Origin of the sequence: Arenibacter nanhaiticus (genome assembly GCF_900141935.1) — a bacterium.
Lineage (GTDB): Bacteria > Bacteroidota > Bacteroidia > Flavobacteriales > Flavobacteriaceae > Arenibacter > Arenibacter nanhaiticus.
Genome location: NZ_FQYX01000009.1, coordinates 84670 through 100744, shown reverse-complemented (window position 1 = coordinate 100744; position 16075 = coordinate 84670). Strand labels below are relative to the sequence as shown.

General features: G+C 38.4%; 10 protein-coding genes. 9 read left to right on the top strand and 1 reads right to left on the bottom strand.

Annotated elements, in window-relative coordinates:
* Nucleotides 1-277: 277 nt before the first annotated feature.
* The gene (locus BUA16_RS07670) at nucleotides 278-787 is read left to right on the top strand and encodes a hypothetical protein (RefSeq protein WP_072764158.1); all 510 of its coding nucleotides are present in this window, start codon (nucleotides 278-280) and stop codon (nucleotides 785-787) included.
* Nucleotides 788-1252: 465 nt separating this feature from the next.
* On the opposite strand, the gene BUA16_RS07665 is transcribed toward BUA16_RS07670, so the two are convergent.
* Complete coding sequence (locus BUA16_RS07665; RefSeq protein WP_072764157.1) at nucleotides 1253-2116, bottom strand: sigma-70 family RNA polymerase sigma factor; 864 nt, start codon at nucleotides 2114-2116, stop codon at nucleotides 1253-1255.
* A 212-nt stretch (nucleotides 2117-2328) separates the two neighbouring features.
* Between BUA16_RS07665 and BUA16_RS07660 the strand changes: the two genes are divergently transcribed.
* The 8 genes from BUA16_RS07660 (at nucleotide 2329) to BUA16_RS07625 (ending at nucleotide 16059) form a co-directional block, all read left to right on the top strand.
* Nucleotides 2329-2838 (top strand): DUF6155 family protein, encoded by a 510-nt coding sequence (locus BUA16_RS07660; protein ID WP_072764156.1) that lies wholly within the window; start codon nucleotides 2329-2331, stop codon nucleotides 2836-2838.
* Between the two features lie 2 nt (nucleotides 2839-2840).
* Nucleotides 2841-3770 carry a 2-hydroxyacid dehydrogenase gene (locus BUA16_RS07655; RefSeq protein WP_072764155.1) on the top strand — a complete coding sequence of 310 codons (930 nt, stop codon included), beginning with the start codon at nucleotides 2841-2843 and terminating at the stop codon, nucleotides 3768-3770.
* Between the two features lie 95 nt (nucleotides 3771-3865).
* The gene (locus tag BUA16_RS07650) at nucleotides 3866-5380 is read left to right on the top strand and encodes a DEAD/DEAH box helicase (protein WP_072764154.1); all 1515 of its coding nucleotides are present in this window, start codon (nucleotides 3866-3868) and stop codon (nucleotides 5378-5380) included.
* Between the two features lie 12 nt (nucleotides 5381-5392).
* Nucleotides 5393-6634: a glycosyltransferase gene (locus tag BUA16_RS07645; protein WP_072764153.1), complete on the top strand. Its 1242-nt coding sequence runs from the start codon at nucleotides 5393-5395 to the stop codon at nucleotides 6632-6634.
* 66 nt (nucleotides 6635-6700) lie between these two features.
* On the top strand, nucleotides 6701-7546 hold the full coding sequence (locus tag BUA16_RS07640; protein ID WP_072764152.1) for a 1,4-dihydroxy-2-naphthoyl-CoA synthase: 846 nt from the start codon (nucleotides 6701-6703) through the stop codon (nucleotides 7544-7546).
* A 491-nt stretch (nucleotides 7547-8037) separates the two neighbouring features.
* Nucleotides 8038-8649, top strand: coding sequence for a DEAD/DEAH box helicase (locus tag BUA16_RS07635; RefSeq protein ID WP_072764151.1), 612 nt, complete (start codon nucleotides 8038-8040; stop codon nucleotides 8647-8649).
* Nucleotides 8650-9098: 449 nt separating this feature from the next.
* Nucleotides 9099-12818: a two-component regulator propeller domain-containing protein gene (locus tag BUA16_RS07630; protein WP_084668454.1), complete on the top strand. Its 3720-nt coding sequence runs from the start codon at nucleotides 9099-9101 to the stop codon at nucleotides 12816-12818.
* Between the two features lie 175 nt (nucleotides 12819-12993).
* A complete protein-coding gene (locus BUA16_RS07625) occupies nucleotides 12994-16059 on the top strand; it encodes a SusC/RagA family TonB-linked outer membrane protein (RefSeq protein WP_072764149.1) in 3066 nt (1021 codons plus the stop codon).
* The last annotated feature ends 16 nt before the right edge of the window (nucleotides 16060-16075 follow it).

Genomic DNA, 16075 nt, shown 5'->3' with positions numbered 1-16075 from the left:
GGTGATAACCCATAATAATAAGTCGTTGAAATCTAAATTCTTAGTGATATAATTAATCAAATTAAAGAAAATACTCTCTTTATTGGATTTTAAAATTTATAATAGTAGTATTACCCTACAATTAAGCCTTGAAATAGAAAGTAAAGTTTTTAATATTAAAGAGGTTGGAGGGAAATAACAAAGGGCTATGGTGTTAAATAGTATTAAAGAAAAAAGTAATCTGGGGTCGGTTTTTTTTATGACAACACTGCTTCTGATTATTTAAAAGGTACTTGTAATGATTAAAAATGAAAAGAACAACGACTGGGAAGAGGAGTTTGAAAACGCTAAAAATCTATATGCTCAAGGGAAATCTGTAATCCCAATAGAAAAATCAGCCTCCTCCAAAAACGTTCCTGCTCAATCTTCGGATTCTGTATATAGTCAAGAATTAGACCCTAACATCAAGGAACAAATGAGAGCGCTTTTGGAGGGGTATAAGAATGAAAAAAAAGCAGATCTACAATTTAAGGCCGACCGTAATATCATTCCATTAACAGGCTTGCCAATTCCCCCTGTCATAGCGCATAGTCCAAAGGATAAGGACCGGGTAAAATCTATCTATGCTATTTATGAGACTGGTGAATTTTGCAATGTGGCAGTTTTAAAGCAATTGGAAGGGTGGCTTAAGGAAGAGAAAAACGAATCTATTTGCTGCTTAATTAAGGAGATTATAAGTAAATTTTATTCGGATGAGGACCTGTTGGTCAAAGAAGTCTGTTATTTAAATAACTCCTCAAATATCTAAACTGCTCAATGAATTATACGAACAAAAGGAGGTGTTTATAGTGTGTTAGTTGTTGAATTATTTGTTTTCACAACAAAATAAGTAATAGACACCACAAATTGTTGCTTTACCTAGCAGGAATAGATATGTTTATGATATAGTTACGGAGCCCAATCTGTAATTCTAAAACCAGATCTTATCATGTTGTACGAAACCTACGGAGAAGAATACTTATTGTTTTTGCAAAACTTAAATAAAATACTAATTTTCAATGAGTTGTCAAAAATAGACTATATCTAAACGGTATAGTTTTAAGAACCTTTAATAACCAAACTATTATGGCTAAAGAAAATCAAGAAAACCTCGCGTATTTAAATTTCCTGGAAGATTTAAACGATATTTTAACAAACTTCAATATCAAAAAACTCAGTCATCTTTAAAAATTATAATCATGAAAAAAGTCCCTTAAAGGGACTTTTTTCATGATTAACCTAAATATGTTTTTAGCAGCTTACTTCTTGAGTGATGTCTTAGCTTTCTAATAGCTTTTTCTCTGATCTGTCTTACTCTTTCTCGGGTAAGGTCGAAGGTTTGTCCAATCTCGGCCAATGTCATCGCTTGATGGTCTCCTATACCGTAATACAGCTTTACAACATCTGCCTCTCGTGGAGAAAGGGTGTCCAAGGCTCTGATTATTTCCGTATTCAAGGATTGTTGCATCAAGGAATTATCTGGTCTTGGCGATTGTTCAAAATTTAGAACATCGTATAGATTGGAGTTTTCTCCTTCGGTTAAGGGCGCATCCATAGAGACATGTCTTCCTGAATTTTTCATGGATTGTTTTACTTCTGAAACACTCATGTCTAATTCCTTGGCTATTTCTTCGGGAGAAGGTGGTCGCTCATGGGACTGTTCCAGGTAGGAAAATGCTTTATTGATCTTATTGATCGATCCAATTTTGTTTAAAGGCAGGCGTACAACTCTAGATTGTTCGGCCAATGCCTGAAGTATAGCTTGTCGAATCCACCAAACGGCATAAGAAATAAACTTAAAGCCTCGGGTTTCATCAAAACGTTTTGCTGCTTTTACTAATCCCACATTACCTTCATTGATTAAATCGGGTAATTTTAAACCTTGATTTTGATATTGTTTGGCTACAGAGACCACAAATCTTAAATTTGCAGTGGTTAATTTGTTTAAAGCCTGCTGATCGCCTTCCCTAATTTTTTGTGCCAATTCAACCTCCTCGTTCGCAGTAATCAAATCAATTTTACTGATATCTTGCAGGTATTTATCCAAAGACTTTGACTCTCTATTGGTAACCTGCTTGATAATCTTTAATTGCCTCATTTATAAATGTTTTTGGGATTAATACTGATAATCTATCATAATACGTCTTTTTTATTGGTTTTCCAAAGAAATAGGGTTTGGAGTATGTAATTTGTGAGAATTTTAAGATAAATCATCTTTCTTCTTAAAATTTATATCTTATTTTGTGATTTTGCGTCAATTTTTCAATTAACATTGAATTTCAATATTCCGAGTAGTAGAACCTTAATAGAATGAGTAAAAGAGCATTGACCAAATACTTGGCAGAATTAAAAAAGAAGGAGCTAGAGACCCAGCTCCTGGATTTGTATGTTAGATTTCCAGCGGTAAAGGAATACTACGATTTTGTCTTCAATCCTAAGGAAGACAAAATGGTACAAGAAGCCAAATTAAAAATCTCCAATGAGTATTTTCCTTTTAAGAGGAAAAGACCAAAAGCCAGAAGATCTGTGGCGCAAAAATTCATCAAACATTTTATAAGCTTGGGGGTAGCACCCCATCTAATTGTTGATGTGATGCTTTATAATTTGGAGATTGCACAATCTTATTCGGAGAACAGGAATGTGCCCGATGCTTTTTATAAGAGTTTGGAGAATTCATATAAAGAGGTGGTTCAGTATGTTTCTGTCAATGGGTTGCTTCCAGATTTTAAGGATAGAGTTTTGAAGGTTTATTTTTTTACTAAAGCACAAAAATGGCCTAATGCAGAGTCTTTTTCACGAATTTTAGATATAATAGATTAGTTATGAGTATTGTAATAATAAGACAAGATGGAAAAATAAATGAATGGATAGCTTCCCTCAAGAAAAACAACTCGGATATAGAGGTGTATAGTTATTTGGAAGCACATCCTAAAGACAAAATTACCATGGCGATTGTTTGGAAACACCCAAACGGAAGTTTGTTGGAGTATCCAAATTTAAAGTGTGTTGCCTCTTTTGGAGCGGGAGTAGATTTTATTTTTGACGATCCGGGTTTTCCTAGGGGCGTAGCCGTTACTAGAGTTGTAGACCCTGTTCTAGCCAGTGATATGTCCGAATTTGTTATCGCTAATATTTTTAATTTTTTAAAAAACTTAACCGATTACAAATCTGATCAACTAAGCGAATATTGGAACCGTAGACCATATAAAAGAATTGCCGATGTAAGCGTGGGGATTATGGGGATGGGGGCATTAGGGAGTCTGGCCGCTAAAAACTTAAAGCAGTATGGGTTTAGAGTGCATGGTTGGGCTAACTCTCCAAAACCAAATCATGAGGTAAGGACTTATGTAGGCCAAACAGAACTCCAATCGTTTTTATCCGCTACCGACATCTTGGTATGTTTGCTTCCGTTGACAGAAGAAACGAACGGAATTCTCAATAAAGAATTGTTCAGGAATTTGCCGCATGGAGCCTATGTCATCAATGTTGCTAGAGGAGGTCATTTGATAGATGAAGATTTGCTCGAGATGTTAGACAATGATCACTTGGCCGGGGCCAGTTTAGATGTTTTTCACGAGGAGCCTTTGCCAAAGAAACACCCGTTTTGGAGACACCCTAAAATACTTGTGACCCCGCATACGGCAAGTGTGTCGGATATGGACTCTGTGGTTCCGCAATTGCTAGAAAATTACAATAGATTGCAAAAAGGAGCGTTTTTACACAACATCGTATCCGCAAAAAAAGGCTATTAATTCCATGTTTTTACGCTATTAATTTTTAACAAGCACAAAAAACTGTTAATTTTGTAAGGTTTGAATGTTGCATTTTTTTTAAACTACCCACCAATTTGAAGTTACCTGTACAGCGCATAGAAAAAAAACTTTACGATTATCAGGAGAAGGATCTAAAAACTATTTTTAAGTTTTTAGAGGACTCTTCCTCCGATGCAAACCTCTTGTATCAATTACCTACGGGAGGAGGAAAAACGGTGGTTTTCTCTGAAATTGCAAAAAGATATATCCAAAAAACACAAAAAAAGGTTGTGGTGCTTACTCATAGGATAGAATTAAGCAGTCAGACCTCACAGATGTTAACTGGATTTGGAGTTAAGAATAAAATCATAAATAGTGACATAAAAGAGCTTAACGATCAAGACGAATACATGTGTTTTGTAGCCATGGTAGAAACCCTTAAAAACAGGCTGCAAGATGACAAGCTTACTTTGCACAACATTGGCTTAGTAATCATTGATGAAGCACATTATAATTCGTTCAGAAAGCTTTTTAAGTATTTTCAACAATCAACCATATTGGGTGTTACAGCGACTCCATTAAGTTCTAACATAAAACTCCCTATGAAAGATAATTACCAAAAACTTATTGTAGGAGAGTCTATTTCTTCTCTTATCGATAAAAAGTTTTTGGCAAAGGCAAATATGTATAGTTACGATGTAAGCCTAAAAAGTCTGAAACTGGGAATTAATGGGGATTATACGGTAAAATCTTCCGATGAGTTCTATGGGAATCAGAACATGTTGGCCAAACTGTTAAGCGCCTATGAGGAAATTGGGAAAGGGAAAAAGACACTGATTTTTAACAATGGTATTAGTACCTCTATTTACGTTAGGGATGTTTTTAAAAAGGCTGGGTATAATATACGCCACCTGGACAATAAGAACAGTGCTTCTGAACGGAGGGATATCTTAAATTGGTTTTCAGAAACACCAGATGCTATCCTAACCTCTGTAAGTATTCTAACGACCGGTTTTGATGAGCCAACGGTAGAAACGATTATGCTAAATAGGGCAACACGATCTTTGACCTTATATTTTCAGATGATCGGAAGAGGGTCTCGGATCTTGCCTGATAAGGAAGAGTTTACCGTAGTAGACCTGGGGAATAATATCGCAAGATTTGGAATGTGGCACGCACCCATAGATTGGCAAGAAATTTTTCATTTTCCTGATTTCTATTTGGAGAACATAAAAAATGACGAGGAAATAGAAAAAGATTTTGTGTATGAAATGCCTGCCGATTTAAAAGCCTTGTTTGCTAAATCCGAGAACATCGAATTTGATATAAAGGCCGAGTATAAAAAGGTGTTTGCCCAGGGCCTAAAATCTAAAACCGTACTAGAACGCAGTATAGAGCAACATGCGCAGATATGTGTTGAGAACAGTGATGATGTTTTTGATGCTCGGATTTTGGCCAAAAAATTAAAGGAAGAAATAGCCTTTAGGGTACGTCAATATTCCTATTGTATCATGAACAATACAAAAAACTATAAGGAGTGGCTGCAAGAAGACTATGAACGGAAATTACGCTCTAGTATTTCTGGGAAATTTGCGGCTCGAATGAAATAAGTTCTCAAAAAAATGCAAAAGAAACTATTGATTATAGGCTATGTATGGCCAGAACCGAATACTACAGCTGCGGGAGGCCGAATGTTACAGTTGTTGCATTTTTTTATAAAACACCAATATCAAATTAGCTTTGCCAGTACGGCCTCCGAGGGCGATTACTCCTTTGATTTGGATGTGTTGGGAGTTGCTAAGGTGGCAATCAGGCTAAACCACTCTAGTTTTGACGAGCTGCTTCAGGATTTAGACCCCGACATTGTCCTTTTTGATCGATTTATGACCGAAGAGCAATTTGGATGGAGGGTGGCTCAATATGCGCCCAAAGCAGTACGAATTTTAGATACGGAAGACTTGCATTCCCTGCGAATGGCAAGGTATGGGGCATATAAAAAACACACCCCCTTTTCTTCCGATCAATGGTTGGCTACAGATTTGGCCAAAAGAGAAATCGCCAGTATTTACCGATGCGATTTTAGTCTGATTATTTCCTTCTTTGAAATAGAACTGCTGAAAGAAGTCTTAAAGATCCCCGATCAATTAATATTACATTTACCTATAATGGTCCATGAGATTACAGCTAAGGATCAGCAGGAATGGCTCGGGTATCATGAAAAACAAGACTTTGTTTGTATAGGAAACGGCAAACACGCTCCAAATATCGACGCGGTTGTACGTTTAAAAAAAGATATATGGCCGCTGATAAGACAGCAATTGCCCGAGGCGAATTTAAGGGTCTACGGGGCTTATTTACCAGAGCATATTCTACAGATGAACAAGCCTAGGGAAGGTTTTTGTGTTTTGGGGCATGCTAAAGAGGCCAAGGAGGTCATTGGTAGGGCTAGGGTAAATTTGGCACCTCTTAATTTTGGCGCTGGCATCAAAGGCAAGCTAATAGATGGGATGCGTTTTGGTACCCCAAGCGTCACGACCACCATAGGAGCAGAAGGCATGCATCCGGGCTATGATTGGAACGGCCTTATCGCCGATGATGCCCTGAGTTTTGCGAATGCAGCAGTTGCTCTGTATAGGGAGAAGGCTATTTGGGAAAATGCTCGGAAAAATGGAGTGGAAATAGTGAATCAATTATATAACACCGATATTTTAGAGGATAGGTTTTATTCTAGAATTGAGGAGGTGCAGCATCGTTTGTCCGACTTTAGGGCCAAAAATTTTATAGGTGAAATGCTAATGCATCACACCATGGCGGGTACAAAATACATGTCCAAATGGATAGAAGCTAAGAATATTATCTCATAGTTTAACCGAAGAAATATAGGTTTTAGTAAAGAATACTATCTTTGACCAAGTAAATAATATTTAGAAATGCAAAAAGAGATCAACTGGAAAGTCGTCAGAGAGTTTGAGGACATTACATATAAAAAATGTGACGGAGTAGCCCGTATCGCTTTTAACAGGCCAAACGTGCGAAATGCCTTTAGGCCAAAAACCACAAGTGAATTGTATCAGGCTTTTTATGATGCACAGGAAGACACCTCTATAGGGGTTGTATTGCTATCGGCAGAGGGGCCGTCTACCAAAGACGGTGTATATTCCTTTTGTAGCGGGGGCGATCAAAAAGCCAGAGGTCATAAAGGTTATGTTGGGGAAGACGGTATGCATCGTTTAAATATTTTGGAAGTACAAAGACTTATAAGGTTTATGCCAAAGGTCGTTATTGCAGTGGTCCCTGGATGGGCCGTTGGTGGCGGGCACAGTTTGCACGTGGTGTGCGATTTGACCTTAGCCAGTAAGGAACATGCTATCTTTAAACAAACGGATGCCGATGTCACTAGTTTTGACGGAGGATATGGCTCTGCTTATTTGGCAAAAATGGTAGGACAGAAAAAAGCGCGGGAAATATTTTTCCTCGGACGTAATTACTCTGCCCAAGAAGCTATGGATATGGGAATGGTAAATGCCGTAATCCCTCATGAAGAGTTAGAGGATACTGCCTATCAGTGGGCTCAGGAAATACTGGAAAAATCTCCGACCTCTATTAAAATGCTGAAGTTTGCCATGAACCTTACCGACGACGGGATGGTAGGTCAGCAAGTTTTCGCAGGAGAAGCCACTAGATTGGCCTATATGACCGAGGAAGCTAAAGAAGGAAGAAACGCTTTCTTGGAAAAAAGAAAACCGGTTTTTGGAAAGGACAATTGGATTCCATAGACTAGAAGAACCGACTCGGGTAGTTTTAAATAGAACTGCCCGAAAAGGACTTGTGTAAATGGAAGATAAATATAGGGACCTAGACAGTTATAAATAGGTGCCTTTTTTTAAATTGCAATATACAAAGCAACAAATGGACGTGAACGCTAGGAACCCCGTTTTTTTCGATGCATTCTAGCAGAGGGTAGTAGTAAACGTTCCTTTGCAAAGGATTTTCTTATATAATCGTATAGGGAAGCGATGGAGGTCTAGTAACTCCTTAGGTAAAAACTATAACAAAAAAGAGCCTTATCTTATGGGATAAAGCTCTTTTCCGAGAACACTATATGAAAATGAAAAAATTATTACGACTTATTACACTTCTAAAGTAATGAGGAAGTTCTCATTTCAAAAGAAATTGTTGTGAAAGCCTAAGAACTTGTGGTGAAGTGCAGGAAAACTGATATCAATGATCATTACAAGGACTAATTAATAAAAATCAATCAAAAAATATGTCATTTAAAAAATTACAGCCAGAATTGCTGGAAGCTTTAGATCGGTTAAAAATCACAGAGCCCTTACCGTTTCAAAAAAAGGTGCTTTCCAAAATAAAGGGAGGAGCAAGTGTTTTTGGAATCGCCCCCGAAGGCTCTGGAAAAACTACTTCAATTGTTATCAGTACCATTCAGAAACTGGAATGTGCGGCATTTGAGGATGCGCCACGAGCTTTAATTTTTGTAAAGGACAAAGAGGCCGCCTTAGCTTTGGAACAAGAGTTTAAGCGCTTCACCTATAGAATGGACTTGCGAGTGTATTGTGCTTATGAAGAATATGATTTTGAAGCTCAAAAAAATGACATTTACGATGGTGTTGATATTGTTATTGCGACTCCAAAAAGGCTCAATAAAATTTTCTTTTTAAACGGGATTAATTTAGGGAAGTTAAAACTGTTCTTTGTGGAGGATGCTGAGTTTTTGGTAAAATCAAGTATGTTCGCCGATGTTATTCGTACTCCCGAGAGTCTAGAAAGATGTCAGTATGTTGTGTTTTCTACCGTTTTTGATCATAGGATGACTCGTATGCAAGAACTATTTATGGCCAATGCACAGATTGTAAAAATGTGATAATATGTTTTAAACAATAACCGTAGGAACCGGTATAAAACTATTGTGATAACGGAATAATAGAACCCATGTAGGCAATTTGTATGCATGGGTTTTTTTGTGCAAATAGGTTTTTAATAGGATTCGGGGGGGGGTAACCCAAGACTATATTATTCCGCGTTAGGGACCGCAGCGGTATCCCCGCAGCAGGGCAAGGGATATAGCGGAGTGCCCGCCCGACGAAGGAGGGAACGCCCAAATTATTACACGACATACAACTGATGTTATGGGAGTGTTATTTCTACTTTATAAATCATAGCCGTGGTCGCTGTGAGGAGGAAAACCATGGGGAATTATATTTATTTTGTCGCTATTTGCAAAGAACACCTATGTGATTTTAGATTCCTTAGTGCGTTTATTTCTTACAATACCTATATTAAGGGGCGTTTTTAATCAAAATATCTACAATATTGAAACAATTATACCTTCTGTTAATCATTTTTCCCTCTCTTTTTTTTGGACAACAGATTAAGTTTAACACCCTGACCACCGAAGACGGTTTATCTAATAATTCTATTTTAGGGATTACAAGTGATAAAAATGGGGTGCTGTGGATTGGAACTTGGGACGGTTTGAATTCTTATGACGGGCATACGTTTAAGGTTTATAAGCATATAAAAGATAGCGCTAATTCCTTGGCCGGAAACGTAGTGCGAGATTTGGTTAGGGATGCGAACATGGATATATGGGCCTTGACCGATAATAAGTCGGTGAGTAAATATATAGGCGAAAATAGTTTTCAGAATTATAGGTTTGAAAAGGAGGTTGTGGCCTTGCGTTTATCTGGAGAAGGAAAGCCATTAGTTACCCTCGATGGCTCTAAGGAACATTATGAGTTTAACGGGGATACGTTTGTAAGGGTTGAGCCCAAAAACCTGGACAATGAGAACGTTGCTGCCTTACATCGAATTTTGCATAAGTATCATCCTGAACTGGTTATTAACCAGGTCATGAAAGACAGAAAAGGGAACGTTTGGTTTGCTACTAAATACAATGGCGTTTATATTCTTCCCAACAAGAGTTCTAATGTGCATAGTGAACACATTGAGCATTACCGATATGATCCTTATTCCAAGTACAGCTTTAACAGTAATGAGGTAGAGAAATTGTACGAGGACGATTTTGGCAATATATGGCTAGGGCACAAAGACGGAGGCTTGAGTATGGCTTATAGGGAGTCCGAAAAGATAAGTTTGGTAGCCCCACACCCGGTACATTTTCCGAATCTGCCCAATGAAACCATTCGCGCTATTACCAAAGACCAGAAAGGCGACCTTTGGTTGGGGTATTACAATCAAGGGTTGTTTAAGTACGACCAAAAATTACAAACCTATGTGGCTTTCGAAATCCCCGAGGCAAGATTAAATAAAGAATGGAATCGGATCAGGAGTTTGTTTACTTCTTCGGACGGATCTGTTTGGGTAGGGACTTATGGCGGTGTGCTTAGGATTAATGACGATAGGATTCATTCCTATACCGCCGAACACAACAAGTTATTGCCAAACAATAGGAATTACTCTTTCTATGAGGACGACCATCATGCTATTTGGACGGCTTGCTGGGGCGGTCTGGCAAAATTTTCACTGAAAAATAATAGTTTCGAGAGTTTTAAAGGGCAAGATACGTTACGCCAGTTGCAAATAAGAAAGGTGAAAGTGCGGGAGCAAGAAGTTTTGCTCGCTACTGAAAATTCTGGATTGGTGATCTTAGACCTTCTTACTGGAAACCTAAAGGATATAACCAAGGCCGATGGTGCTCTTGGAAATAGCATTTACGATGTTTATAAAGATCCGAGAACTAATTATTATTGGATTGCCAGTTTAGGAGGGATTACGGTATATGACCCTAATACCGGGCTGGTCAAAAATATTACGGAAAGAGAAGGGTTGCCAAGTCATATGGTGTATAGCCTACTCCCTAATAATGATGATATTTGGATCAGTACTACCAAAGGGATTGCTGCTGTAAGCCGAAGTAATTACTCCGTATTGAGTATGAATCCGGAGGAGGGGTGGCAGGCTGCTGAATTCTCGGAAGGCGCCTATTATCAAGATGTAAAGGGAGGGCTTTATTTTGCAGGGGTGTATGGCATGAACTATTTTTCTCCCAATAGTATTAATTTTTTTAAAGAGCAGCCGAAGCTTCAGGTAAGGGTAGATCAAAAGAGCTTTATGGGAACCCGTATTGAAAAAAGTTACGGAGAGAACCATCTTTCCGTAGCCATTACTCCAGTATCTTTTCCTAAAGACCCCAATAATCGGGTGGTATACAAATTAGAGGGCTATGACCACGCCTGGGAAACATTTAAATCCAATCCTATTCGTTATAGCGATATTCCATATGGAGATTACAGATTTTTAGTTAAAAATGCCTTGGATGAATCAGGTGCCAATACGGTAATAATACCGTTGTCCATAAAGAAGCCTTTTTATGTGAAATTTTGGTTTTTAGTGACAATATCGGTCTTTTTATTGGTGACCCTCGGATGTATATTCTTTCAAAGAAACAAAAAGGCATTGGGATACCGGAGAGAGCTAGAACGTAAAATTCAGGAAAGAACCCAAACAATCAATAGGCAAAAAGAAGAACTAATTACGGCAAATAACATCCTTGCTGAAAAGCATAAAGAACTTTCAGATCAAAAAAATCAACTTTTAAATACGCATCTCCATTTGAAAAAGCAGGAGTTTGAAATAGAAAGCTTCAAGACTTTTGTCTTGTCCGAATTTAAGGAACCGATTGGCAAAATTCTAGACCTGTCAGGAAAACTTAAGGATGAAGACGCTATAAAAAACATCCTTTTGGTGCAGGCGGGTACATTGACCAACCTTTTAATGGAATGGGATTTTCTAAATCATGTCAAGGATATTGGGACATCTAAAAAGTCTGCGGTAAAATTAGAACCTATTCTAAATCAGATGTTAGATCAGCTAAATTTGAATGCGGCAACCTCTAACATTCAATTACATTATACCGTACAGCTAAAGGGTGATTGGATCGCCATTGATGTATTACGATTTAAATTACTGATTAAATATTTGTTTTTTGAGGTGATAAAATATGGTGTCGAAGAAAGTAATTTAACAGTAGATGTTACTGTGGAGCAGGATAGTTTTTTGATGAAGGTTCTTTCTGATAGTGCTATTTTTACCAAAAACGCCCGTAGTATTCAGCGATATAGTCCCTATTTTAGAGCCGTTGATACCTTGGTGCAAACTCTTGAAGGGACCTTGGTCTTCAATGATAAAACGAATCAACAGGAAATACGGGTAAGTCTACCGGTACAAGTAGTAGCTAAAGATGCTATTGTGCAGGAGGAAATACAGTGGAGGCATTTAAAACTGGAAGAGAAAATGCAATCTGACAAGAATAATATTGTAGTATTCTGTGAAGAAAGCGATTATTTGAGTTGCCGACAATTGCTGTTTAAAGAAGATCATAATTTGTTTTTTGAAAATTCTGTAGGCGCCGTTTCCTCTTTAATAAAAAAGGCAAGTGTACACGGAATGGTTATTTATAACGCTGCAATTACCGAGGAACTCATTGTGCTATTGCAACAAGCCAAGGATAAAACACAGCTAATTGGCTTACCTGTGTTATACATTTCAGAACAAATAGACTATTCCTTACAAGAACAGACTATGGAGCTAGGGATAGATGCATTTATACAACTGCCTGCGCGAGATTCCTTTATTCAGAAAAGACTGCACGGCCTTATAGCAACAAGAAAGGAGTATCTGAAAGATATGTCTAAATTCCAGTTATTTGGTATAGGAAAAGATGAAAGAAAACACTTGAGCCCTAATGAAAAATTACTAAACAAGGCCTTAGAAATCATTCATAACAATATGGGAAGCACTTCCTTTAACGTTCAGGAATTAAATGAACAGCTTCAAATATCGAAAATAAAAAGCTATCGTATATTTAAGGAAGTTCTCAGTAAATCTCCCTCAGAAGTTATTACCGAATTGCGAATGCAAAAGGCCGAATATCTTCTTCAAAGCAAAACCTTAAACATTTCGGAAATAAGTTTTGCCTGTGGTTTTAACGATCCAAAGTATTTTAGTCGGATTTTTAAGAAACATTTTGGGTGTTCACCGAAGGTGTATAAGTTGAAAAAAACAGCATAATCAGTATTATCGCTATATTTACAAGAGGTTAGCTTAATGTTAATGAAACAATAGTGCCCCTAATCTGTTCGTTTTGTCCTCTTTATTGTTTAAATGATGCCCCTAAAGGATACTATTATCAACCTGTTGGAAAGGGGCTTCCTGTAATTTTATAAGGAACTAAAACTTCTTATAAATGAAACAGTATTTATTTTTATTATTGACCATGGGGCTATTTTCTAGTGTCATGGCCCAAACCACCCTTTCTGGAACGGTGGTTTCAAAGACCGACGGGATGCCTATTCCCGGAGCAAGTATTATTCCTAATAATCGTACCCAAGATGGTGTAGCCACTGATTTCGACGGTAATTTTACGCTAACTGTCGCTGCCACTGATGGCGTTCTCCTAGTATCTTCTATGGGGTATGCGGCTACAGAACTAGCTTATTCGGGGAGCCAAAATTTTACCATAGCCCTGGAAGACCAATCTACAGGTTTAGATGAGGTGGTATTAATAGGGTACGGAACATCTGTAAAAAAGAATATAACCTCGGCCATTGCAACGGTGAGCAATGTAGCCTCAATGGCCAGTAGGCCAGTAGGTACGCTCAACGACTTCTTGCAGGGAAATGTAGCGGGAGTAACGGTACTGCAACAGGGTGGCGATCCTTCGGAAACAGGGAAAATAGTTATACGTGGACTAGGATCTATTTCTAACGAGAATCCATTGATGGTCGTTGATGGGGTGCCCTATTATGGCCCTTCCATTAATCCAAACGATATTGCTTCGGTTTCTATTTTAAAGGATGCTTCCGCGGCGGCCATATATGGGGCTCAGGCAGCCTCTGGGGTTATTGTGATCCAGACCAAAAAAGGTAAGCAAGGCAAGCCAAAAATTGGATTGGATATGTATTCGGGTATGCAGAGCGCAACAGATTTGCCCACTCCCTTAAACGCCATAGAACAGGCCAATGTGTATAATATGGCTGCCGACAATGGCGGTACTCCTAGGCAATCTGCACATGATGCCGCTCAAAACCCATGGGGACAGACCACAAGAACCCAATGGATGGACGCTATTTTTCGTACAGCGCTTTTGTATAACGCCAATATTAATGTTAGTGGAGCCGGAGAACACAGTAATTATATGAGTTCGTTTGGTTACAACAAAAAGGAAGGGGTGCTGCAAGGCACCGGTTCCGAACGATATTCTTTTCGGTTAAAATCGGAGATAGATCTATCCGATAGGTTGACTCTTGGCGAAAATGTTTATTTTTCACATACAGAGAGTGTGGGTACCAACACTTCTAGCGGGTATTCCGGTACTATTTTGAACGCTATTTATATGCCGTCGGCAGCCCCTATTTACGATGATCAGGGTGCTTTTCATGGAGTAGCTCCCTATAACCTGTCGCAATTTGCAGGCGCCTATGGGGATGTTTACAACCCCATGTCCCTTTTGTTAAGACCTACCACGACAAGTCCAACCCGATTTATGAATGCAAATGTGTTTTTGGACTATAAAATTTTAAATGGACTAAAGTTTAAAACTAGCTACGCATATAGTACTTCACAAAACAACTATAAAAGCTTTGATCCTAGAAGACCCGAACTGGGAAGGACAAATTTGGTTAATTCCCTTACTCAAAGTTATGCGACCACTAACAGATGGGTTTGGGATAATCAACTAACCTATAACAAGGCTTTTGGGGATCACAATCTGGATCTTACTGCGGTTTATTCTGCTCAGTTTACAGATTATGAGTTTTATTCCCAAAGAGGGGAGGGTTTTGGAAATGAGAACAAAAACAATCAATATATGTCCAACGCAGCGGATATAAAGAATCCCGTTACCGATGTTTATGAGGACGCGTTAACCTCGGCAATTGGTAGGGCAATGTATAATTATGACAACAAGTACTTTCTTAGTGCCAGTATCCGTAGAGATGAAACCTCTAGATTGGCTACTGCGAATCAGGCAGATTACTTCCCTTCTGCGTCCATGGGCTGGAGGATTTCCGATGAAACCTTTTTTAAGATTCCAGCAGTGAATGATTTGAAGTTCCGTGCCTCTTGGGGACAGATAGGGAATATTAATTCTGTTGGCTATTATTCCTTTGATGTTCCGCTTAGCACACAAACGGTAATTATAGGAGAGAACGGCTTGGAAAACGATAAGGGAGTATATGCCGGAAAACAATCCAATCCCAATTTAACCTGGGAAACTTCGGAATCCATCAACTTAGGTTTAGATGCTAGCTTGTTAAATAACAGGTTAAACGTCACCTTTGACTATTTTGAAAAGAAGACCAAGGGAATGATTTTACCTGGGTTAGAAGACAAGCATCAAGGAACGGCTGCAGCCGATGTAAACGGCGGGGAAGTAAAAAACCACGGTCTCGAACTTTCTGCCATCTTTAACAATAGTGTTGGGGACTTAAATTATTCGCTGGGCGCCAATGCTTCCATGATCAACAATGAATTGGTCAATTTGGAAGGATATAATAAAAGTGGAATTGATTTTATTGCCCATAGCGGTGAAAATGTAAGAAGTACTTTAGAACCGTTTAGGTCAGAAGTGGGAAGGGAATTATATTCTAATTATTTGGTGCCTTATTTGGGAATTTTTCAATCCCAAGAAGAGATTGATGCGTATGTCCTTGGCGGGGATCCTATACAGCCCGAGGCTCAGCCTGGCGATTTTAAATTTAAGGATAGTAACAACGATGGGAAGATAGATAATAATGATAAAGTGTTTATGGGCAGTTATCAGCCAGATCTTACGTTTAACGTCAACTTGAAATTGGACTACAAAAGATTTGATCTTGGATTGATTTTCCAAGGGGTCTCAGGGGTTAAAGCATTTAATGGATATAAGTATAGCGCCTATAATGCCGCCTTACAGGGATATAATTTGGATAACAAGGTATTGGGGTCGTGGACACCTACCAATACCAATACCAATCTTCCTAGACTTTCTACCAAGGATAACAATAAAAACTTTGAAACAACTTCTAGCTGGTATTTGGAAGATGCTTCTTATCTAAGGTTAAAAAACATTACTCTTGGATACAGTGTATCCGATTCATTAATGGATTCGATGATGAAGGGGGCTTCCCTAAGGGTTTACATCTCCGGGGAAAATCTGTTCACCTTTACCGATTATTCAGGTTTGGATCCCGAAGTAGGGGGTAATGGATTGGATGTGGGCAAATACCCATTGTCCAGGATGTTTACTGCAGGTCTTTCATTAAAGTTATAACAACCACTAAAAGAAA

Bases quoted from the DNA above. Each gene is read 5' to 3' on its own strand.
- BUA16_RS07640 (WP_072764152.1), top strand. From the start codon at position 6,701: ATGCAAAAAGAGATCAACTGGAAAGTCGTCAGAGAGTTTGAGGACATT.
- BUA16_RS07660 (WP_072764156.1), top strand. From the start codon at position 2,329: ATGAGTAAAAGAGCATTGACCAAATACTTGGCAGAATTAAAAAAGAAG.
- BUA16_RS07625 (WP_072764149.1), top strand. From the start codon at position 12,994: ATGAAACAGTATTTATTTTTATTATTGACCATGGGGCTATTTTCTAGT.
- BUA16_RS07655 (WP_072764155.1), top strand. From the start codon at position 2,841: ATGAGTATTGTAATAATAAGACAAGATGGAAAAATAAATGAATGGATA.
- BUA16_RS07670 (WP_072764158.1), top strand. From the start codon at position 278: ATGATTAAAAATGAAAAGAACAACGACTGGGAAGAGGAGTTTGAAAAC.
- BUA16_RS07645 (WP_072764153.1), top strand. From the start codon at position 5,393: ATGCAAAAGAAACTATTGATTATAGGCTATGTATGGCCAGAACCGAAT.
- BUA16_RS07665 (WP_072764157.1), bottom strand. From the start codon at position 2,116: ATGAGGCAATTAAAGATTATCAAGCAGGTTACCAATAGAGAGTCAAAG.
- BUA16_RS07635 (WP_072764151.1), top strand. From the start codon at position 8,038: ATGTCATTTAAAAAATTACAGCCAGAATTGCTGGAAGCTTTAGATCGG.